Source organism: Pseudomonas sp. LF020 (genome assembly GCF_053456425.1).
In genome coordinates, this window is record NZ_JBRFIX010000009.1 from 88176 (window position 1) to 108016 (window position 19841).

The 19841-nt window shown below is 62.4% G+C and carries 19 protein-coding genes; 13 read left to right on the forward strand and 6 right to left on the reverse strand.

Features of this window, described 5'->3' with window-relative positions; translation table 11 throughout:
- Positions 1–23 precede the first annotated feature (23 nt).
- A complete protein-coding gene (gene exaC, locus ACU680_RS20915; protein ID WP_025108675.1) occupies positions 24–1544 on the reverse strand; it encodes an acetaldehyde dehydrogenase ExaC in 1521 nt (506 codons plus the stop codon).
- Between the two features lie 443 nt (positions 1545–1987).
- Here exaC and ACU680_RS20920 point away from each other — a divergent pair, with 443 nt between their 5' ends.
- From ACU680_RS20920 to ACU680_RS20935, 4 genes are all read left to right on the forward strand, one after another.
- A complete protein-coding gene (locus tag ACU680_RS20920; RefSeq protein ID WP_448180409.1) occupies positions 1988–3901 on the forward strand; it encodes a sigma-54-dependent Fis family transcriptional regulator in 1914 nt (637 codons plus the stop codon).
- A gap of 191 nt (positions 3902–4092) precedes the next feature.
- Positions 4093–5442 (forward strand): UDP-N-acetylmuramate:L-alanyl-gamma-D-glutamyl-meso-diaminopimelate ligase, encoded by a 1350-nt coding sequence (mpl, locus tag ACU680_RS20925; RefSeq protein WP_448180410.1) that lies wholly within the window; start codon positions 4093–4095, stop codon positions 5440–5442.
- On the forward strand, positions 5439–6086 hold the full coding sequence (gene ubiX / locus ACU680_RS20930; RefSeq protein WP_448180411.1) for a flavin prenyltransferase UbiX: 648 nt from the start codon (positions 5439–5441) through the stop codon (positions 6084–6086). The genes mpl and ubiX overlap by 4 nt, the downstream gene beginning before the upstream one ends.
- Positions 6079–6363, forward strand: coding sequence for a YceK/YidQ family lipoprotein (locus ACU680_RS20935; protein WP_007968135.1), 285 nt, complete (start codon positions 6079–6081; stop codon positions 6361–6363). Before ubiX ends, ACU680_RS20935 begins: the two co-directional genes overlap by 8 nt.
- Positions 6364–6525: 162 nt before the next feature.
- On the opposite strand, the gene ACU680_RS20940 is transcribed toward ACU680_RS20935, so the two are convergent.
- The 3 genes from ACU680_RS20940 to ACU680_RS20950 form a co-directional block, all read right to left on the reverse strand.
- Positions 6526–7167, reverse strand: coding sequence for an oxidoreductase (locus ACU680_RS20940; protein WP_095139170.1), 642 nt, complete (start codon positions 7165–7167; stop codon positions 6526–6528).
- A 27-nt stretch (positions 7168–7194) separates the two neighbouring features.
- Positions 7195–8922, reverse strand: coding sequence for a C13 family peptidase (locus tag ACU680_RS20945; protein ID WP_448180412.1), 1728 nt, complete (start codon positions 8920–8922; stop codon positions 7195–7197).
- Between the two features lie 102 nt (positions 8923–9024).
- Positions 9025–9480, reverse strand: a complete 456-nt coding sequence (locus ACU680_RS20950; RefSeq protein WP_003228575.1) for a MaoC family dehydratase — start codon at positions 9478–9480, stop codon at positions 9025–9027.
- A 180-nt stretch (positions 9481–9660) separates the two neighbouring features.
- Here ACU680_RS20950 and ACU680_RS20955 point away from each other — a divergent pair, with 180 nt between their 5' ends.
- Genes ACU680_RS20955 through ACU680_RS20965 form a run of 3 tightly spaced genes read left to right on the forward strand, consistent with a single transcriptional unit; the run spans position 9661 to position 11340 of the window.
- Positions 9661–10023: a CidA/LrgA family protein gene (locus tag ACU680_RS20955; protein ID WP_400762734.1), complete on the forward strand. Its 363-nt coding sequence runs from the start codon at positions 9661–9663 to the stop codon at positions 10021–10023.
- Positions 10023–10739: an LrgB family protein gene (locus tag ACU680_RS20960; RefSeq protein WP_007960614.1), complete on the forward strand. Its 717-nt coding sequence runs from the start codon at positions 10023–10025 to the stop codon at positions 10737–10739. The genes ACU680_RS20955 and ACU680_RS20960 overlap by 1 nt, the downstream gene beginning before the upstream one ends.
- Positions 10740–10749: 10 nt before the next feature.
- On the forward strand, positions 10750–11340 hold the full coding sequence (locus ACU680_RS20965) for an LON peptidase substrate-binding domain-containing protein (protein ID WP_007960613.1): 591 nt from the start codon (positions 10750–10752) through the stop codon (positions 11338–11340).
- 122 nt (positions 11341–11462) lie between these two features.
- On the opposite strand, the gene ACU680_RS20970 is transcribed toward ACU680_RS20965, so the two are convergent.
- Both ACU680_RS20970 and ACU680_RS20975 read right to left on the reverse strand, forming a co-directional pair.
- Entirely contained in the window at positions 11463–12779 is a 1317-nt protein-coding gene (locus tag ACU680_RS20970; protein WP_400762737.1) for a bifunctional DedA family/phosphatase PAP2 family protein, read from the reverse strand.
- A 126-nt stretch (positions 12780–12905) separates the two neighbouring features.
- Positions 12906–13601 carry a DNA-3-methyladenine glycosylase gene (locus tag ACU680_RS20975; RefSeq protein ID WP_448180413.1) on the reverse strand — a complete coding sequence of 232 codons (696 nt, stop codon included), beginning with the start codon at positions 13599–13601 and terminating at the stop codon, positions 12906–12908.
- A gap of 177 nt (positions 13602–13778) precedes the next feature.
- On the opposite strand from ACU680_RS20975, the gene ACU680_RS20980 reads away from it, so the two are divergent.
- From ACU680_RS20980 to rodA, 6 genes are all read left to right on the forward strand, one after another.
- Entirely contained in the window at positions 13779–15050 is a 1272-nt protein-coding gene (locus ACU680_RS20980; RefSeq protein WP_448180414.1) for a glutamate-5-semialdehyde dehydrogenase, read from the forward strand.
- Positions 15019–15741 carry a nicotinate-nucleotide adenylyltransferase gene (nadD, locus tag ACU680_RS20985; protein WP_041064989.1) on the forward strand — a complete coding sequence of 241 codons (723 nt, stop codon included), beginning with the start codon at positions 15019–15021 and terminating at the stop codon, positions 15739–15741. The genes ACU680_RS20980 and nadD overlap by 32 nt, the downstream gene beginning before the upstream one ends.
- Before the next feature lie 72 nt (positions 15742–15813).
- Positions 15814–16308 (forward strand): ribosome silencing factor, encoded by a 495-nt coding sequence (gene rsfS / locus ACU680_RS20990; protein WP_007960601.1) that lies wholly within the window; start codon positions 15814–15816, stop codon positions 16306–16308.
- 9 nt (positions 16309–16317) lie between these two features.
- On the forward strand, positions 16318–16785 hold the full coding sequence (gene rlmH / locus ACU680_RS20995) for a 23S rRNA (pseudouridine(1915)-N(3))-methyltransferase RlmH (RefSeq protein WP_003185785.1): 468 nt from the start codon (positions 16318–16320) through the stop codon (positions 16783–16785).
- Between the two features lie 10 nt (positions 16786–16795).
- Positions 16796–18691, forward strand: a complete 1896-nt coding sequence (gene mrdA / locus ACU680_RS21000) for a penicillin-binding protein 2 (RefSeq protein ID WP_400762742.1) — start codon at positions 16796–16798, stop codon at positions 18689–18691.
- 31 nt (positions 18692–18722) lie between these two features.
- The gene (gene rodA, locus ACU680_RS21005; protein ID WP_047296919.1) at positions 18723–19826 is read left to right on the forward strand and encodes a rod shape-determining protein RodA; all 1104 of its coding nucleotides are present in this window, start codon (positions 18723–18725) and stop codon (positions 19824–19826) included.
- Positions 19827–19841: the final 15 nt, after the last annotated feature.

Below are 19841 nucleotides of genomic sequence, written 5' to 3' on the forward strand. Positions count from 1 at the left end.
AAATACCTGCGTCGCCCCGGGTTTTAGAAGAAGCCCAACGGATTGATGTCGTAGCTCACCAGCAGGTTTTTCGTCTGCTGATAGTGATCGAGCATCATCTTGTGGGTTTCACGGCCGACGCCAGACTTCTTGTACCCGCCGAACGCGGCGTGCGCCGGGTACAGGTGGTAGCAGTTGGTCCACACGCGACCGGCCTTGATCGCGCGGCCCATGCGGTAGGCGCGGTTGATGTCGCGGGTCCACAGGCCGGCGCCGAGGCCGAACTCGGTGTCGTTGGCGATGGCGAGGGCTTCGGCTTCGTCCTTGAAGGTGGTGATGCTTACCACCGGGCCGAAGATTTCTTCCTGGAACACGCGCATTTTGTTGGTGCCCTTGAGCAGGGTCGGCTGGATGTAATAGCCGGTCGCTAGGTTGCCTTCGAGTTTTTCCACCTTGCCGCCGGTCAGCAGCTCGGCGCCTTCGCCCTTGGCGATTTCCAGGTAAGAAAGAATCTTGTCGAATTGCTGCTCGGACGCCTGCGCACCGACCATGGTGTCGGTGTCCAGCGGGTCGCCGCGTTTGATCTGCAGGACTTTCTTCATCACCACTTGCATGAATTCGTCGTAGATCGATTCCTGCACCAGCGCGCGGGACGGGCAGGTGCAGACTTCGCCCTGGTTGAAGAACGCCAGTACCAGACCTTCGGCAGCCTTCTCGATGAAGGTCGGCTCGGCCTGCATGATGTCTTCGAAGAAGATGTTCGGCGACTTGCCGCCCAGTTCCACGGTGGACGGAATGATGTTCTCGGCGGCGCATTTCATGATGTGCGAGCCGACCGGGGTCGAGCCGGTGAAGGCGATCTTGGCGATGCGTTTGCTGGTGGCCAACGCTTCGCCGGCTTCTTTGCCGAAACCTTGCACCACGTTGAGCACGCCCGGTGGCAGCAGATCACCGATCAGCTCCATCAGCACGCAGATGCCCAGCGGGGTCTGCTCGGCAGGCTTGAGCACCACGCAGTTGCCGGCGGCCAGCGCCGGGGCGAGTTTCCACGCGGCCATCAGCAGCGGGAAGTTCCACGGGATGATCTGGCCGACCACGCCCAGCGGTTCATGGATGTGATAGGCCACGGTGTTGCCGTCGATTTCGGCCGCGCTGCCTTCCTGGGCGCGCAGGCAACCGGCGAAGTAGCGGAAATGGTCGGCGGCCAGCGGGATGTCGGCGTTGAGGGTTTCGCGGATGGCTTTGCCGTTGTCCCAGGTTTCGGTGATCGCCAGCAGTTCGAGGTTCTGTTCGATGCGGTCGGCGATTTTCAGCAGGATCAGCGAGCGCGCCTGCACCGAGGTCGCGCCCCACGCATCGGCAGCGGCGTGGGCGGCGTCCAGTGCCTTGTCGATGTCTTCGGCAGTGGAGCGGGGGAATTCGGCAATCGGTTGGCCATTCACTGGCGAGGTATTGGTGAAGTACTGACCTTTGACAGGCGCGACGAACTCGCCGCCGATGTAGTTACCGTACTTGCTCTTGAACGAGACTTTGGCGCCTTCAGTACCGGGGTGAGCGTAACGCATGATGTTGTTCTCCTTGGCTTTGTACTTATTAGAGAAACGCGCAAGTGCGCTTGCTATAAGCGTAGAGCAAAGGTCGGGCCACTGCCGTACAGGGCAGGCAAATCAAGGCCTAGCGAATTTCTTGTCGGACGGGCGGGCGAAGGCTGTGATGGTTTCGGTACAGGGCGGGTGACAGTTTGTACCGCATTTGGCACAGCCTGTGACCGGGTGGTCTTGCCAGCATTGCAATGCGTCGATGGCTGGAGGATGCTGACTGCCAATCGCCCAGTGGTTGATTATTGTGGCGAGGGAGCTTGCTCCCGCTGGGCTGCGCAGCAGCCCTGAAATGTTTACCGCTCATATACTTTGGCGAGCGCTTCGCACTCGAGCGGGAGCAAGCTCCCTCGCCACAGGTCAGTGTTGGTAGTCTGGAAGGGGCGACCTTTCGGGGAGAACAATAAGAAATGCACGACAACCATTTGAGTCGCCATGCCCAGCAGGTGCTCACCGTCAGTCAGGGCAAGCCGCACCTGCACGGGCCCGGGGCCGATCCGTCGATTGCCCGCTCGTGGCTGCGCTGTCTCGAGGACTATCACCTCGATCCGGCCCTGACCATGGCGCCGACTGTGCTTGAACACGGGCGCGTGCTCGAAAGCCGCGAACGTCTGCAACAGGTGTTACAGATCGCCGGCAATGAAATGAGCAGCCTGCATCAGCAACTGTCCGGCGCCGGTCATGCGGTGCTGCTGACCGATGCGCGCGGGGTGATCCTCAACTGCGTCACCGCACCTGCCGAGCGCAAGATATTCGAACATGCCGGCCTCTGGCTCGGCGCCGACTGGAGCGAAGCCTGCGAAGGCACCAACGGCATCGGCACCTGTCTGGTCGAGCGCCAGGCGCTGACCATCCATCAGGACGAACACTTTCGCGGCCGCCACACCGGCCTGACCTGCTCGGCGAGCCCGGTGTTCGACCCGCACGGCGAACTGCTCGCGGTACTCGATGTATCCTCGGCGCGCCACGATGTCTCGCGCCAGAGCCAGTTCCACACCATGGCGCTGGTCAATCTGTCGGCGAAGATGATCGAGAGCTGCTATTTCCTGCGTTGCTTTGATAACCAGTGGCTGCTGCGTTTTCACTTGCAGGCCGAGTCCGTCGGCTTGTTCAGCGAAGGGCTGCTGGCGTTTGACGGCGAAGGGCGGATCAGCGCGGTCAACCAGAGTGCGCTGAACCTGCTCGGGCATATTCGCGGTGGTTTGCTCGGCAAACCGGTCGAGGCGTTTTTCGATTGCTCGCTGGACGAGTTGCTCGGTCGTGCCAGCGCCAATGCCAGCGCCAGTTGGCCGCTGCGCACCCGTGACGGCCGGCATCTGTTTGCCTTGCTGCGCGGCGAATCGCGCAAACCGGCACCGATCATGCCGGCCCCGGTGGTGGCCAAGCCGCAACCGCTGGCGGGCATCTGCCTCGGTGACGCGGCGCTGCAAGCGGATTTCCGCAAGGCGCTGCGGGTGTTTGAGCGCGACGTGCCGCTGCTGATCAATGGCGAAACCGGCTCCGGCAAGGAAGCCTTCGCCAAGGCTGTGCATCACGCCAGCCAGCGTGCCAGCAAAGCCTTTGTCGCGCTCAATTGCGCGGCGATTCCCGAGAGCCTGATCGAGAGCGAACTGTTCGGTTATCGCGGCGGCAGTTTCACCGGCGCACGCAAGGACGGCATGCGCGGCAAGCTGCAGCAGGCCGATGGCGGCACGCTGTTTCTTGATGAAATCGGCGACATGCCGCTGGCGTTGCAAACTCGCTTGTTGCGAGTGCTGGAAGACCGGCAGGTGGTGCCGATTGGCGGCGAACCGGAGGCGGTCAACGTGCGGATCATCAGCGCCACGCACCGCAATCTGCTGGAACGGGTCGAAGACGGCAGCTTCCGCGAAGATCTGTATTACCGGCTCAATGGCCTCGAAGTCGCGTTGCCGGCGCTGCGCGAACGCAGTGATAAATCGCAGTTGCTGGATTTTCTGCTGGCCGAGGAGGCGGGCGGCGAAGTGATTGTGATCGACGAACCGGCGCGGCGAGCGTTGCTGGCCTTTAACTGGCCGGGCAACGTGCGGCAGTTGCGCAATGTCCTGCGCACGCTGGCGGCGTTGTGTGATGACGGGCGAATCGGCCTTGAGGATTTGCCGGCGATGATTCGGCAGGGGCGTCCGACGCTGGAGCTGAAGTCGGTTGAGTCCGAGCATCCGCTGGAAGACGCCGAGCGACTGGCGTTGCTCAATGCGCTGGAGCAAACGCGCTGGCACATGACCCACACCGCCGAGCAACTCGGCGTGAGTCGCAACACCCTCTACAGAAAGCTGCGCAAACACGGCATCGCCCGAACCGCATAAATCCCCCTGTAGGAGCTGCCGAAGGCGGCGATCTTTTGATCTTGTTCTTTACAGGATCAAAAGATCGCAGCCTCGTTGCACTCGTCAGCTCCTACAGGCGGGGTGGTGATCGTGGGGTGATGGTGATCAGCTAAAGAGTGCGATTTCCCCCTCCCTGCGCTAACCTGCGGCCATGTTTTACGAGGTCGACTATGCACATTCATATTCTGGGTATCTGCGGGACTTTCATGGGCTCGATGGCGGTTCTGGCCAAAGAGCTGGGCCATCACGTGACCGGCTCCGACGCCAACGTCTATCCGCCGATGAGCACGCAGCTGGAGGCCCAGGGCATTCAACTGACCCAGGGTTATGACCCGGCCCAGCTCGATCCGGCACCGGATCTGGTGGTGATCGGCAACGCCATGTCCCGCGGCAACCCGGCGGTGGAGTATGTGCTGAACAAAGGCCTGCCGTACGTTTCCGGCCCGCAATGGCTGGCCGATCACGTGTTGCAAGGGCGCTGGGTGCTGGCGGTTGCCGGTACGCACGGCAAGACCACCACCAGCAGCATGCTCGCCTGGGTCCTGGAACACGCCGGCATGAGCCCGGGGTTCCTGATCGGCGGCGTGCCGCAGAACTTCTCGGTGTCGGCACGTCTGGGCGGTACGCCGTTTTTCGTGATCGAGGCTGACGAGTACGACAGCGCGTTCTTCGACAAGCGTTCGAAGTTTGTCCACTACCGTCCACGCACCGCGATCCTCAACAACCTTGAGTTCGATCACGCCGACATCTTCCCCGATCTACTGGCCATCGAGCGGCAGTTCCACCATTTGGTGCGGACCATTCCGAGTGAAGGTCTGGTGATTCACCCGACCACCGAGCCTGCCTTGCAGCGCGTGATCGAAAGGGGCTGCTGGACCCCGGTGCAAACCACCGGTATCGGCGGTCAGTGGCAGGTCAAGCTGCTCAAGGATGATGGCTCGGCGTTCGAAGTGATGTTCGAAGGCGTGTCCCAGGGCACCGTGGAATGGGAGTTGACCGGTCAGCACAACGTCGCCAACGCCCTGGCTGCGCTGGCAGCGGCGCGGCATGTCGGTGTGGTGCCATCGATGGGCATCGCCGGGTTGAGCGCGTTCAAGAACGTCAAACGCCGCATGGAGAAAGTCGCCGAAGTGCGCGGCATCACTATTTACGACGACTTCGCCCACCACCCGACCGCCATCGCCACCACCCTCGACGGTCTGCGCAAGCGCATCGGCGACGCACCGCTGATCGCGATCATCGAACCACGCTCCAACTCGATGAAGCTCGGCGCGCACCGCGATGGCCTGCCCGACAGCGTGGTCGATGCCGATCAGGTGATCTGGTACGCCCCGGCCAACCTCGGTTGGGATCTGGGCGCCACCGCCGCACTGTGCAGCGTGCCATCGATCGTCAGCGATTCGCTCGAAGGCATCATCGAACGCGTGAAAAGTCAGGCCCAGCCCGGTACCCACGTGGTGATCATGAGCAACGGCGGCTTCGGCGGCCTGCACGGCAAACTCGCCGAGGCGCTGCAATGAACACTTTTGCCCAGAACGGCGGCCCGGAACGCATCACGCTGGCGATGACCGGCGCGTCCGGCGCGCAGTATGGATTGCGCCTGCTCGACTGCCTGGTACGGGAAGATCGCGAAGTACACTTCCTGATCTCCAAGGCCGCGCAACTGGTGATGGCCACCGAAACCGATGTCACGCTGCCGCCCAAGCCGCAGATGATGCAGGCGTTCCTCACCGAGTACACCGGGGCGGCCGCCGGGCAGATCCGCGTGTACGGCAAGGAAGACTGGATGTCGCCGGTGGCCTCGGGCTCCGGCGCGCCAGCGGCGATGGTGGTGGTGCCGTGTTCCACCGGCACCTTGTCGGCGATTGCCACCGGTGCCTGCAACAATCTGATCGAGCGCGCGGCGGACGTCACCTTGAAGGAGCGCCGCCAGTTGATCCTGGTACCGCGCGAAGCACCGTATTCGAGCATTCATCTGGAGCACATGCTCAAGCTGTCGAACATGGGCGTGACCATCCTGCCGGCCTCGCCGGGTTTCTATCACCAGCCGCAGACCATCGATGACCTGATCGATTTCGTCGTCGCGCGGATCCTCAATCTGCTGGGCATTCCGCAGGACATGCTGCCGCGTTGGGGCGAGCATCATCTGAGCAGCGATGAATAAGCTGTTGGTGATTGCGCTGGCGCTGCAACTGGCCGGCTGCGCCACCGCGCGCACGCTGGATGCGGCCAAGCCGGGCGCGCCGGTGGTGTATTCCGGGACGCGCCTGGATTTGTACGCGATGAATGGCGGGTGCTGTGCGATGGATCGCTTCGGGGCTGAGGCGCCGAGTTATCCGGGGGTGGATCTGCCGGCGAGTGCGTTGCTCGATACGCTGTTGTTGCCGTTGTCGTTACTTACGGTGATTGGCGTGGGGTTTCAGGCGACGGGTGGATTGTAAGGGAGTGCTGCGCACTCCTGTGGCGAGGGAGCTTGCTCCCGCTGGGCTGCGAAGCGGCCCCAAACCCCGCGACTAAATCCTTCAGATACACCGCATAATTCAGGGCTGGCGACTGCTGCGCAGTCGAGCGGGAGCAAGCTCCCTCGCCACAAAGTCCCGCTGTTACTTGCCGAGCTTGCGCAACTCATCCGACTCGACCACCCGCACCCCGTCCTGTTCTTCCAGCGCCAGGCGCCACATCGCCCGGGCCAGTTGGCAGGCTTCGATGCCGCGGTATTTGCCGGGAATCAGTTTGGAAAACGGCGCGGCCAGCTGTTCGCCCAGACGCGGTTCGGTACGATCGCCCAGCAGCAGCGATGGCCGACAGATGGTCAGTTGCGGCCAGTCCTGCGCACGCAATGCCTGCTCCATCTCACCTTTGACCCGGTTGTAGAAAATCGACGATTTCGGATCGGCGCCCAGCGCGCTGATCACGATCAGGTGCCGCGCGCCCATCTCCCGCGCACGTTTGGCGAAGGCCACGACCATGTCCAGATCCACCGCGCGGAACGCCGCTTCCGAGCCTGCCTGTTTGATGGTGGTGCCGAGGCAGCAGTAGGCGATATCGACGCGACCACTGAGTTGCGGCAGAAACGCCTGTGGGTCGCCCACCGGGTTTTCCAGGTGCGGATGCTCCGCCAATGGACGACGGGACGGGGCGAGCACGCGGGTGATCGTTGGCTCGTTGAGCAAACGGTCGAGCAGATGTTCACCGGTCAGTCCGGTGGCTCCGGCTAGCAATACGTGCTGAGGCGTCAAGTACATAGTGTTTCTCCCTTGATACTGTTCAGCTTAGTTGCTGTTTGTTGCGCCGTCGTTCAATGCAGCACTCTGCAACGCTTTTCTTGCCTGCTGTTTGCGCAGCAGTTGCCAGTGCGCCAGCACGGTTTTCGGTGCCCAGATCTGTGGCTCCGAAGCTTCGAAGTTGTCCGCCAGTTCGCGCTCGGCGACGGTGGCCTTGGCCAGTTTGAAGGCCTGCTCCAGATCGTCGGTCTGGTTCAGTGCCTGAGCGAACAAGGCGTCGCCGAAGTAGGTGAAGTTGGCTTCTTCCGAGCAACCGAACGACACTCGATCGGCACGCGAGGCGGTCATGATCAGGGTGCGCTCATCTTTCAGCGCGGGGATGAAACCACCGGAATAGCACGATGAAATCACGATCACCTTGTCGCGGTTTTTCAGCGGCGCCAGCACCGTGGCGATCTCGTCGGCGGGCAGGTCGGCCAGCTCCATGCGCGGCTGGTCGAGCACCAGTTCGTGTTCGGCGGTGCCGTGGCTGGTCAGGTAGATGAAGATCATGTCTTCCGGGCCACTGCGTTCGGCCAGGGTCTGCGCGGCGCGGCGCAGGTTTTCGCGGGTGGCCATCGGCCGGTCGACGAGGTGGTCGCGGTGGTTGACCAGACGAATCTGGCCGAAGGCACCGAAGCGTGTGGTGAGCATGTTGGCGACGTAGTCGGACTCGCGCAGGAACACGCTTTGTTTGCCGTCGCCACCGAGGGTCAGGGTGTACAGCTCGACTGCTGGCGTCGAGGCGGGCACGGCGGCCAGTGCGTCATCGAGCAGACGCCCTTGGGCCAGCAAGCCGAGTTCGAGGGTGTCGGGCAACAGCTTGCCGTCGGCGTCACGTACGCGCTGGCCATTGATCCAAGTGCCGCTGAGCACGGTGCCGTCGGTCAGCACCAGGGTGCCGCGCCCGGCGTAACTGTCGCTGTCGAACCCGCCGATGTAGAAGCTGCCGTCAGACAGGTTCAAGCGGCCCTGACCACTGAAGCGCCAGTCGTTGAAGAAGCCGATGTAGTGGCTGCCGTCGGCACCGATCAATTCGCCCTTGCCGGTCAGCGCGCCTTCCTTGAACTGGCCGAGCCACACGTCGCCGTCGGCGTTCTCGTAGCGGCCCTTGCCGTGCAGCTGGCTGTTCTTGAAGCCGCCGACATAGATGTCGCCATCGGCACTGTTGAAGGTGCCATTGCCTTCGAGCTGGCCGTTGACGAAATGGCCGCTGAAGGTGTTGCCGCTGGCATCGCCGCGCTGGCCTTCGCCGTTGGGTTTGCCGTGGGCGAACTGGCCTTGATAGGAGCTGCCGTCGTCCATTTCCAGGCGGCCCAGCCCGGAATACTGGTCAGCCTTGAACTCGCCACGGTAGGTCATGCCGTTTTCTTTCAGCGTACCTTCACCGTCGCGCCGGCCCTGCTTGAAGCCGCCGGTGTAACTGCTGGCGTTGGTGGTCAGGCTGCCCTGGCCATCGAACAGGCCTTGCTGGAACTGGCCGCGATAGACCTCGCCGTTGCTGCCGTGCCACTCGCCCTGGCCATGCCATTGGCCCTTGTCGAACTGCCCGGCGTACCAGCTGCCATTGGGGTAGTCGACCCGGCCCTGGCCTTGCAGCAAGCCGTTGACCAGTTCGCCGCGATAGCGTCCGCCGTCCGGCAGGCGCGCATCCGGGGGCAACAGCGATTCGCCGTCGCCGCACGCGGTGAGCATCAGGGTCAGGGCAAGGGGTGCAAGGGAAGCGAGTGGGCGCATAGCGGGATCCGGGCAATTAGGCGACCGAGTATGCCGCAGCTATGTGTCGCATATATAGAGAGGGAATGCGAAACAGCGTGAGCCGCTTCGCATCCGGGGCACTTAAACGAAGCAGAGCGACAACGGTTCGGCGATATAGGCCGGTTTGTCCGAGCCTTCTATCTCAAGCGTCGCGGTGGCCTTGAGCAGCCATTGACCGGGTTTTTTCTCGGTCACTTCGGCCAGATCGACTTTCAGGCGCACTTTTGAATTGACCTTCACCGGCTGGATGAAACGCACGCTGTCCAGACCGTAATTGACCACCATCTTCAGGCCTTGCGGCAGCACGAGGATGTCTTCCATCAGTTTCGGGATCAACGACAGCGACAGGAAACCGTGAGCAATGGTGCTGCCAAAAGGCGTTTGCGCGGCTTTGACCGGGTCGACATGGATGAACTGATAATCCCCGGTGGCTTCGGCGAACAGGTTGATGCGCTCCTGATCGATGGTGAGCCATTCGGAACGTCCGAGTTCCTTGCCGACATAATCTTTGAGCTCTGCAACGGGAACATAGGGCATTGAGACTCTCCTTGGGTTCATCGGTTTTATAGTTTTTCAGGTGGGGGATTTGACCGCCCTGCGAACCACTGTAGATCAACATGGCGATTTGCTCCGGTCAACCTGCCATGCTTTTGGCGAATGCCGATCCATAGCGCTGCCGTGCTTATAATGCCGAGGACTTGCGGGGGGAGATGTCTGATGTTGTTACGTGGCCTGACCATGCTGGTGCTGTTCCAATTGCTCGGCACGGCGCTCAACCATTTGCTGTTGCCGGTGCTGCCGGGGCCGATCATCGGTCTGCTGCTGTTGCTGGTGTTCCTGATCATTCGCGGTGAAGTCGGCGAGCCGCTGAACCTCGCGGCGGGCAGCCTGCTGCGTTATCTGCCGTTGCTGCTTGTGCCGCCGGCCGTGGGCGTGATGGTGTATGCGAGCGACATTGCCGCCGATTTCTGGGCGATTGTCGGTGCGCTGGTGCTGTCGTTGATTCTGTCGATGGCCTTCGCCGGCGTGTTGATGCAACGGCTGGTCAAGCGTCACGCACCGAAATCGGAGGACGCTTGATGCTCTTCGATTGGCAAGGCGCCTGGGCTTCGGTCATTCATCATCCGCTGTTCGGCATCGGCATCACCCTTGGCGCCTATCAACTGGTGCTGGCGGCGTTCGAGAAAACCCGCTGGATCTTTCTGCAACCGGTGCTGGTCTCCATGCTGTTGGTGATCGGCGTGCTGGTCGGCTGCGGCCTGACTTACGCCGAGTACCGCAAGAGCACCGAGATCCTCAGCATTTTGCTGGGGCCGGCGACGGTGGCGCTGGCGGTGCCGCTGTATCTCAACCTCAAGCGCATCCGCCAATTGTTCTGGCCGATTTTTACTACGCTGGTGATTGGTGGGGTGGTCGCCACGGGCATGGGTGTTTTGCTGGGCTGGTGGTTCGGTGCCGAACACATGATCCTGATGACCATGGCCCCCAAGTCGGTGACCTCGCCGATTGCCATGCTGGTGGCCGAGCAGATCGGTGGCGTGGCGGCGCTGGCGGCGGTGTTCGTGCTGATCACCGGGGTGATCGGCGCGATCTTCGGTCCGGCGCTGCTGACCCGTCTCGGCGTGCACAGCCCCGAGGCGCGCGGCATGGCGCTGGGCATGACCGCACACGCGGTCGGCACCTCGGTGGCGTTGCAGGAGAGCGATGAGTGCGGTGCCTTCGCGGCGCTGGCGATGAGTCTGATGGGCGTGGCCACGGCAGTGTTCCTGCCGTTGGCGGTGTCGATGGTGGTCTAAGGAAATGTCTATGAGTCTGCCGCTTTTTCCGCTCAACACAGTGCTGTTCCCCGGCTGCAACCTCGACTTGCAGATCTTCGAGGCGCGCTACCTGGACATGATCGGCCGCTGCATGAAACAGGGCGGCGGTTTCGGCGTGGTGTGCATCCTCGACGGCCATGAAGTCGGCGTCGCCCCAGAAGGCTTTGCCTTGGTCGGTTGCGAGGCGCGGATCACCGATTTCCAGCAGCAGGACAACGGTCTGTTGGGGATCCGGGTGCAGGGCGGGCGGCGCTTTCAGGTGCTGCGCACTGAGGTGCAGCGCGATCAGTTGATCCTCGCTGACGTCGAGTGGCTGGACGATGAGCCCGAGCAACCGTTGCAGGACGAAGACGCCGATCTGGTGGCGCTGCTCAAGGCCTTGGCCGAGCACCCGATGGTCGAGGCGCTGAACATGGGCACCGAAGCGCTGGGGCAGCAGTCGCTGGCCAATCAACTGGCCTATCTGCTGCCGTTCGCCGAAGAAGACAAGATCGACCTGCTGCAACTCGACGATCCGCAGCAGCGGCTGGATGCAATCCAGGCGCTGCTCGATGAGCTTCAGGGCGAATTGTTCGCTTGAGCCAACGAAAAAGATCGCAGCCTGCGGCAGCTCCTACACGGGATTTCGTTTACACCTGCGCCATCGTGCGCAGGTGAACAAAACCCTTGTAGGAGCTGCCGCAGGCTGCGATCTTTGGATTCTCAATAAGCGTAACGCAACATCGTGTCCGGCAAATGCCGCAGAACGAACAGGCTGAACAGCGCCAGCAGCGCCGGCAGGATCAGCCACCAGACCTTGAACGGCATGGCGTTGAGCGGCGCCTTGCGCTGGCTCAGCCACAACCCCGCCGCACACACGCACGCTGCGAGCATTGCGCCGGCCAGAATATCCGTCGGCCAGTGCGCGCCCAGATACACCCGCGACAAGGCAATCGACAGCGCCGGAATACAGCCGAGCAACAGCCAGGTCAGACGCATGCGCGGCGGTTGGCCGCGACCGGCGAGAACCGCCAGCACCAGAAACAAGGCGAACGAACCCGAGGCATGGCCGCTGGGCATGCTGTAGCTGGTCAGCGGATCGGTCAGCACGTCCGGGCGAACCCGGGCGAAAAACTGTTTGGTGACGGTGTTCAGCAGCGCGGTGCACAGCAGCGTACCGCCGGCAAAAATCGCCTGACGCCATTGCCGGCACAGCAGCAACAGACCGGTGAGCAGGGCGCTGAACAGCAGCATGTTGCGGAATTCACCGATCAGGGTGAACGTCACGGCGATTTCATCGAGCATCGGCTGACGATGTTCCTGCACCAAAGTCATCACGCCCTGGTCGAGGGCGTGCAGGTACGGATAGCCAATAAACAGGCCGATCAGAATCAACAGGCTCATGCTGCTGATCCAGATCGTCGCCCGGCGATGCTGGCGCAAGCTGCTGTTGACGCTCAGGCCGACCATCACTGCAATGCTGGCGGCGACGATGCCGGCTTGCAGCCAGAAACCTTCCGGCAGCGGCAGACGGATCGCCGCGCCGGTGGCCCAACCCGGCAGCAGGTAGGCGATGCTCCAGCCGGCAGCGGCCAGCAGGCTGACTGCGGCGAAGCGCGGGAAGGGCATGTCGCACATTCCGGCAACCATCGGCAGCATCGGCCGCAGCGGGCCAATGAAGCGCCCGACCAGCAGACTGGCGATGCCGTAACGCTGGAAGTAGGTTTCGGCCCCGGCCATCCATTCCGGGTGATGGCGCAGGCCGGGCAAGCGTCGGATGTTCTGGTGGAAGTGGCGGCCGAGGAAATACGAAATCACATCGCCGAGAATACCGCCGAGAAAGCCCAGCAGCAGGGTCTCGCTAAGCGACAACGCGCCGCTGCCGGCCAGTACCGCGACGGCAAACAGCAACACCGTGCCGGGCACGATCAGCCCGGCAATCGCCAGACACTCCACGAAGGCGACAATCAATACGGCGGCGGCCAGCCACTGTGGATTGGCCGCCAGCCAACCGGTCACGCTATCGAGCCATGGGCCCATACAAATAACTCCATTTTATTGATCACCTCATGTAGGAGCTGCCGAAGGCTGCGATCTTTTGATCTTGATGCTTTAAAACAAAATCAAAAGATCGCAGCCTGCGGCAGCTCCTGCACAGGCTTGTATTTACAGCAGGAAATAATCGCGACCTTCGACCTGGCCCCGGCGTAGCGGGTTGCGCGTGCACCACTGGGCATACGTGGCGTCGACGAAGCGGTACATCAGGTGTTCGTCGCGGCCCTGGGGGATACCCAGGCGGGTGGTCTGGATAATCTGGGTCGGCGCCGGCCCGGTGTCTTCCACCAGCATCAGATCGTGATCGAAACGCTTGGCGTCCCACATCGGCACCTTCAACCCCAGCGCCTTGCACAGCAGCGTCTGCCCGGCGCAGAGCTTTTGCGAAGGGCGCGGTCGGCCCTGAGTATCGGGGTTGTTCAGCAGCATCTGCGCCAGACTGGCCGGTCCGCTGATTTCATCGACCCACGGGTAGGCGGATTTGATCAACACGGCGTTGCCCGGCCCCTGGGCGCTGAAGTTCAGCGAATCGCCGCCACGGGCGTAATACATATAGATGTGTCCGCCATCCAGAAACAAAGCCTTACGTTTTTCCGTGTAGCCGAGGGAGGCATGACTGCCTTTTTCCGCGCAGTAATACGCTTCGGTTTCGATGATCCGGGCGCTGAGCCACAGATCGCCGACCCGGTGGCGGATGACTTTGCCGAGCAGATCGCGGGCCAGCATTTGCGCGTCACGGTCAAAGAAAGCGTCCGGAAGGCCCAGTGGCAGGCGCCCGGCGGTGGCGCGAACGGTCAGGTTGGACATGGCAAACGGTGTTTATCCAGGCGAAGGAGGTCGTGATGATAACAATCCGCGGCTTAATTACGGCTGAACGTCGGCAAATTGCAGTCCATTTCGACCATCCGCCTGTCACCGCTGTTAGTCCCGGGACGCGACAGCTATAATCTGCCGCTTTCCTCTTTGCCAAGACCCCAGCAGACCATGACTGAGTCCGTTCTTGCCTACATGACCCGATTGGGTCGCGCCGCCCGCGAAGCCTCCCGGGTCATCGGCCGTGCCAGCACCGCGCAGAAGAACCGCGCCCTGCAGGCTGCTGCCAATGCGCTGGACGCTGCGCGCGCCGAGCTGGCCGCAGCCAATGAACAGGATCTGGCCGCCGGTCGCGCCAACGGTCTGGAACCGGCACTGCTGGAGCGTCTGGAACTGACCCCGGCACGCATCGACGGCATGATCGTCGGCCTGCGTCAGGTGGCGGCACTGCCGGACCCGGTCGGTGCGATCCGCGACATGAGCTTTCGCCCGTCCGGCATTCAGGTCGGCAAGATGCGCGTACCGCTGGGCGTGATCGGGATCATCTACGAATCCCGGCCCAACGTGACCATCGATGCCGCCAGCCTGTGCCTGAAGTCCGGCAACGCGACCATCCTGCGCGGTGGCTCCGAGGCGATTCACTCCAACCGGGCGATTGCCGCGTGCATTCAGCGCGGTCTGGCCGAGGCCGAGTTGCCGGCAGCGGTGGTGCAAGTGGTCGAAACCACCGACCGTGCCGCCGTCGGCGCGATGATCAGCATGCCCGAGTACGTCGACGTGATCGTGCCACGCGGTGGCCGTGGCCTGATCGAGCGCATCAGCCGCGATGCCCGCGTGCCGGTGATCAAACACCTGGACGGCATCTGCCACGTGTATGTCAGTGCCCATGCCGATCTGGCGAAAGCCCAGCGCATCGCCTTCAATGCCAAGACTTACCGTTATGGCATCTGCGGCGCGATGGAGACCTTGCTCGTCGATCAAAGTGTTGCCAAGGATTTCCTGCCGTCGATGGCTGCCCAGTTCCGCGAAATAGGCGTCGAGCTGCGTGGCTGCGAACGCACCCGGGCGATCATCGACGCGGTGGCGGCCAGCGAAGACGACTGGAGCACCGAGTATCTGGCGCCGATCCTGTCGATCCGTGTGGTCGACGGACTGGACCAGGCCATCGAACACATCAACCATTACGGCTCGCACCACACCGACTCGATCGTCAGCGAAAACCTCGCCGACACCCGGCGTTTCGTCGCGGAAGTCGACTCGGCATCGGTGATGATCAACACCCCGACGTGCTTTGCCGATGGATTCGAATACGGATTGGGTGCCGAGATCGGCATTTCTACTGATAAGCTGCACGCCCGCGGTCCGGTGGGCCTCGAAGGACTGACCTGCGAGAAGTACATCGTGGTCGGTGATGGCCAGTTGCGCGGCCAGGCGACGGTCTGACTTGACCGACCTCGACCTGACAGCGCCGCAAACCGGCAGCGAGTCTCGCCCGCAACGCATCGGCGTGCTGGGCGGCACGTTCGACCCGGTGCACATCGGCCATTTGCGCGGTGCGCTGGAAGTCGCCGAAGCGCTGGCGCTCGACGAGTTGCGCATGATGCCCAGCGCCCGGCCGCCGCACCGCGATACGCCGCAGGTGTCGGCGCAGGATCGGCTGGCAATGGTTGAGTGCGCGGTGGCCGGAGTGCCGCCGCTGGTGGTGGACGCCCGCGAATTGCAGCGGGACAAGCCGTCCTGGACCATCGATACCCTGGAGTTGATGCGTGCTGAAATGGCCGCCGAGACCCAGGTTTTTCTGCTTTTGGGCTGGGACGCATTTTGCGGCCTGCCCACTTGGCACCGCTGGGAAGAGTTGCTCCAGCATTGCCACATCCTGGTGCTACAGCGCCCGGACGCCGACAGCGAACCGCCGGATGCCTTGCGCAACCTGCTGGCAGCGCGTTCGGTGAGCGACCCGCTGGCCCTGAAAGGGCCGAGCGGACAGATTGCATTCGTCTGGCAGACACCGCTCGCGGTTTCCGCCACCCAGATCCGTCAACTGCTGGCCAGCGGTAAGTCGGTACGTTTCCTGGTGCCCGACGCGGTCCTGGCCTACATCGATGCGCACGGTCTGTACCGTGCGTCGAACTGAACAAGGCGTGCTTCACTGATACGAATCCACGTATCGCCAAGCCGCCGAATACATGAGCAAAACGAGTTTTATATGACCGACAAAGATGTAAGCAAAGTCAAGCGCAAAGGCACGTTCAAGAGCGCGCCGCTGCCGGAAGTCGCCAACACCAACGAGCCGCTGAAGGGCGACGAGCTGGTCAAGGTTGCCGTGGCAGCCCTGGAAGACGTCAAGGCACAAGACATCCAGATCATCGATGTTCGCGACAAGCAGAGCATCACCGACTACATGATCATCGCCACCGGTACGTCCAATCGTCAGATCAACGCGATGCTGGACAAGGTCCGTGAAGAAGTCAAAAAGCAGGGCGCCAAGCCGCTGGGCGAAGAAGGCAAGGGCGACAGCGACTGGGTGCTGCTCGACCTCGACCTGGTGATCGTGCACATGATGACTGCCTCGGCACGTCAGTTCTACGACCTGGAGCGCCTGTGGGCCGGTGCCGAGCAAAGCCGTGCGGCGGACGCCAAGCACCACAGCCCGGAAAACACCCACGAGCATTTCACCAAGCTCAACAAAGACCAGCTGTAAGGGATTGCTGTGCGACTGCGACTGATCGCCGTCGGTTCACGCATGCCCAAGTGGGTGGAAGAAGGCTGGCATGAATATGCCAAGCGTCTTCCGTCCGAGCTGGCGCTGGAACTGGTGGAAATTCCGCTCAATACCCGTGGCAAGAACGCCGACGTGGCCCGTTTCATCCGCCAGGAAGGCGAAGCCATGCTGGCCAAGGTCGGGCCGAACGAGCGGATCGTCACGCTGGAAGTCCACGGCAAGCCCTGGAGCACCGAGCAACTGGCGGTCGAACTCGACCGTTGGCGGCTGGATTCGCGCACGGTCAATTTCATGGTCGGCGGCCCCGAAGGGCTGGCGCCGGAAGTCTGCGCCCGCGCCGATCAACGCTGGTCGTTGTCGCCGCTGACCTTGCCGCACCCGCTGGTGCGGATCCTGATCGGCGAACAGCTGTACCGTGCCTGGACCGTGCTGTCCGGCCACCCTTACCACAAGTAGTCCTGCCCTCATGTCTCAGCCGATCCGCATCAAGGACCACGAAAAGGACGCCCGCCTGGTGCGCAGCCGCGTCGTGTTCGGGGCCATTGCGGTCATGCTGTTGATCTGCGTGTTGATTGCGCGGCTGTACTATTTGCAGGTGATCCAGTACGAGTACCACTCGACGCTCTCGGAAAACAACCGCGTCCACGTGCAGCCGATTCCGCCGACCCGCGGGCTGATCTTCGACCGCAACGGCGTGGTGGTGGCGGACAACCGTCCGAGCTTCAGCCTGAGCATGACCCGCGAGCGTTCCGGCGACTGGCAGCAAGTGCTCGACGTGATCGTCGAAGTGCTGCAACTGACGCCCGAGGACCGGGTGATCTTCGAGAAACGCATGCGTCAGGGGCGTCGGCCATTCGAGCCGGTGCCGATCCTGTTCGAGTTGACCGAAGAGCAAATCGCCCGGATCGCGGTGAACCAGTTCCGCCTGCCTGGGGTGGAAGTGGTTGCGCAACTGGTGCGCCATTACCCGCAGGGCGCGCATTTTGCGCACTCGGTGGGTTACATGGGGCGCATCAACGAGAAAGAGCTGAAGAGCCTCGACCCGGTCAACTACAGCGGCACCCACCACATCGGCAAGACCGGCATCGAGCGTTTCTACGAGCCGGAACTGCACGGCCAGGTGGGTTACGAGGAAGTCGAGACCAACGCCCGCGGCCGCGTACTGCGCGTGCTCAAACGGACCGATCCGATTCCCGGCAAGGACATCGTCCTGAGCCTGGACATCAAACTGCAGGAAGCGGCCGAAGCTGCGCTGGGCGGGCGTCGCGGCGCGGTGGTGGCGCTCGATCCGAAGACTGGCGAAGTGCTGGCGATGGTCAGCCAGCCGAGCTTCGACCCGAACCTGTTCGTCACCGGCATCAGCTTCAAGGCCTATGCCGAGCTGCGCGATTCCATCGACCGTCCGCTGTTCAACCGGGTGCTGCGCGGTCTGTACCCGCCGGGTTCGACGATCAAGCCGGCAGTGGCGATTGCCGGTCTCGATTCTGGCGTAGTGACGGCGTCGAGCCGGGTGTTCGACCCCGGTTACTACATGCTGCCCAACTACGATCACAAATACCGCAACTGGAACCGCACCGGTGACGGCTTCGTCGATCTCGACACGGCGATCATGCGTTCCAACGACACTTACTTCTATGACCTGGCGCACAAGCTGGGCATCGATCGGTTGTCGGCCTACATGAACAAGTTCGGCATCGGCCAGAAGGTCTCGCTGGACATGTTCGAAGAATCCCCCGGCCTGATGCCATCCCGCGAGTGGAAGCGTGCGACGCGCAAACAGGCCTGGTTCCCGGGCGAAACCCTGATTCTGGGGATTGGCCAGGGCTACATGCAGTCCACGCCGTTGCAACTGGCGCAGGCCACGGCGCTGGTCGCCAACAAAGGCATCTGGAACCGGCCGCACCTGGCCAAGACTATTGAAGGCGCCAAGCCGGTAGACGAGAACCCGATGCCGGACATTGTCCTGCGCGATCCGTCGGACTGGACCAAGGTCAACCACGGCATGCAGCAGGTGATGCACGGCGCCCGGGGTACTGCGCGCAAGGCGGCAATCGGTGCGCAATACCGCATCGCCGGCAAGTCCGGTACGGCACAAGTCGTCGCGATCAAGCAAGGTGAAAAATACGACCGTTCCAAGGTTCAGGAACGCCACCGCGACCACGCCTTGTTCGTTGGTTTCGCCCCGGCCGACAACCCGAAAATCGTCGTCTCGGTGATGGTCGAGAACGGTGAGTCCGGTTCCGGGGTCGCCGCGCCAGTGGTGCGTCAGGTCATGGACGCCTGGCTTCTGGATCAGGAGGGTCGATTGAAGGCCGAATACGCCGGTCCTATCAGTGCGGAGGCTACGGCCCGTGATGAATAATTTTGATCGCATGCTCTCCAGCGAGGATGTGATGCGTCGCCGGGCGACGCTGCTGCAACGTCTGCATATCGATGGCCCGCTGTTGATCCTGCTGCTGATCCTCGCGGCGGGCAGTCTGTTCGTGCTGTATTCGGCCAGTGGCAAGAGCTGGGATCTGCTGGGCAAACAAGCCACTTCGTTCGGCATCGGTCTGGTGTCGATGATCGTCATCGCCCAGTTCGAACCGCGGTTCATGGCGCGTTGGGTGCCGCTCGGTTACGTGGTCGGCGTGGTGCTGCTGATGGTGGTGGACATCATGGGCCACAACGCCATGGGCGCGACGCGCTGGATCAACATCCCCGGGGTGATCCGCTTCCAGCCTTCGGAGTTCATGAAGATCCTGATGCCGGCGACGATTGCCTGGTATCTGTCCAAGCGCACGCTGCCGCCACAGCTCAAGCACGTTGGCATCAGCCTGATGCTGATCGGTGTGCCGTTCATTCTGATCGTGCGCCAGCCTGACCTCGGCACGTCGCTGCTGATTCTGGCCGGCGGCGCGTTCGTGCTGTTTATGGGCGGGCTGCGCTGGCGCTGGATCCTCAGCGTGCTGGCCGCCGCCGTACCGGTGGCGATCGCCATGTGGTTCTTCATCATGCACGACTATCAGAAGCAGCGGATCCTCACGTTCCTCGACCCGGAAAGCGATCCGCTCGGCACCGGCTGGAACATCATCCAGTCGAAAGCCGCGATCGGTTCCGGCGGTGTGTTCGGCAAGGGCTGGCTGCTGGGCACCCAGTCGCACCTGGACTTTTTGCCGGAAAGCCACACCGACTTCATCATCGCCGTACTCGGCGAGGAGTTCGGTCTGGTGGGCATCTGCGCGCTGCTGCTGATCTATCTGTTGCTGATCGGTCGCGGCCTGGTGATTACCGCCCAGGCGCAGACGCTGTTCGGCAAACTGCTCGCCGGCGCGCTGACCATGACGTTTTTTGTTTATGTTTTCGTCAACATCGGTATGGTCAGTGGCCTGTTGCCGGTGGTGGGGGTGCCGTTGCCCTTCATTAGCTACGGAGGAACTTCGCTGGTGACACTGCTGTCAGCGTTTGGGGTTTTGATGTCGATTCATACGCATCGCAAGTGGATCGCACAGGTTTGAATAAGGTGAAGAGTT

Excerpts from the sequence above, each read along its gene's own strand:
- ACU680_RS20955 (WP_400762734.1), top strand. The coding sequence starts at position 9,661 with ATGTTGTTACGTGGCCTGACCATGCTGGTGCTGTTCCAATTGCTCGGC.
- ACU680_RS20975 (WP_448180413.1), bottom strand. The coding sequence starts at position 13,601 with ATGTCCAACCTGACCGTTCGCGCCACCGCCGGGCGCCTGCCACTGGGC.
- ACU680_RS20965 (WP_007960613.1), top strand. The coding sequence starts at position 10,750 with ATGAGTCTGCCGCTTTTTCCGCTCAACACAGTGCTGTTCCCCGGCTGC.
- rodA (WP_047296919.1), top strand. The coding sequence starts at position 18,723 with ATGCGTCGCCGGGCGACGCTGCTGCAACGTCTGCATATCGATGGCCCG.
- ubiX (WP_448180411.1), top strand. The coding sequence starts at position 5,439 with ATGAACACTTTTGCCCAGAACGGCGGCCCGGAACGCATCACGCTGGCG.
- rsfS (WP_007960601.1), top strand. The coding sequence starts at position 15,814 with ATGACCGACAAAGATGTAAGCAAAGTCAAGCGCAAAGGCACGTTCAAG.
- nadD (WP_041064989.1), top strand. The coding sequence starts at position 15,019 with ATGGCCAGTTGCGCGGCCAGGCGACGGTCTGACTTGACCGACCTCGAC.
- ACU680_RS20960 (WP_007960614.1), top strand. The coding sequence starts at position 10,023 with ATGCTCTTCGATTGGCAAGGCGCCTGGGCTTCGGTCATTCATCATCCG.
- ACU680_RS20980 (WP_448180414.1), top strand. The coding sequence starts at position 13,779 with ATGACTGAGTCCGTTCTTGCCTACATGACCCGATTGGGTCGCGCCGCC.
- ACU680_RS20945 (WP_448180412.1), bottom strand. The coding sequence starts at position 8,922 with ATGCGCCCACTCGCTTCCCTTGCACCCCTTGCCCTGACCCTGATGCTC.
- ACU680_RS20940 (WP_095139170.1), bottom strand. The coding sequence starts at position 7,167 with ATGTACTTGACGCCTCAGCACGTATTGCTAGCCGGAGCCACCGGACTG.
- ACU680_RS20935 (WP_007968135.1), top strand. The coding sequence starts at position 6,079 with ATGAATAAGCTGTTGGTGATTGCGCTGGCGCTGCAACTGGCCGGCTGC.
- ACU680_RS20970 (WP_400762737.1), bottom strand. The coding sequence starts at position 12,779 with ATGGGCCCATGGCTCGATAGCGTGACCGGTTGGCTGGCGGCCAATCCA.
- ACU680_RS20920 (WP_448180409.1), top strand. The coding sequence starts at position 1,988 with ATGCACGACAACCATTTGAGTCGCCATGCCCAGCAGGTGCTCACCGTC.
- ACU680_RS20950 (WP_003228575.1), bottom strand. The coding sequence starts at position 9,480 with ATGCCCTATGTTCCCGTTGCAGAGCTCAAAGATTATGTCGGCAAGGAA.
- mpl (WP_448180410.1), top strand. The coding sequence starts at position 4,093 with ATGCACATTCATATTCTGGGTATCTGCGGGACTTTCATGGGCTCGATG.
- exaC (WP_025108675.1), bottom strand. The coding sequence starts at position 1,544 with ATGCGTTACGCTCACCCCGGTACTGAAGGCGCCAAAGTCTCGTTCAAG.
- mrdA (WP_400762742.1), top strand. The coding sequence starts at position 16,796 with ATGTCTCAGCCGATCCGCATCAAGGACCACGAAAAGGACGCCCGCCTG.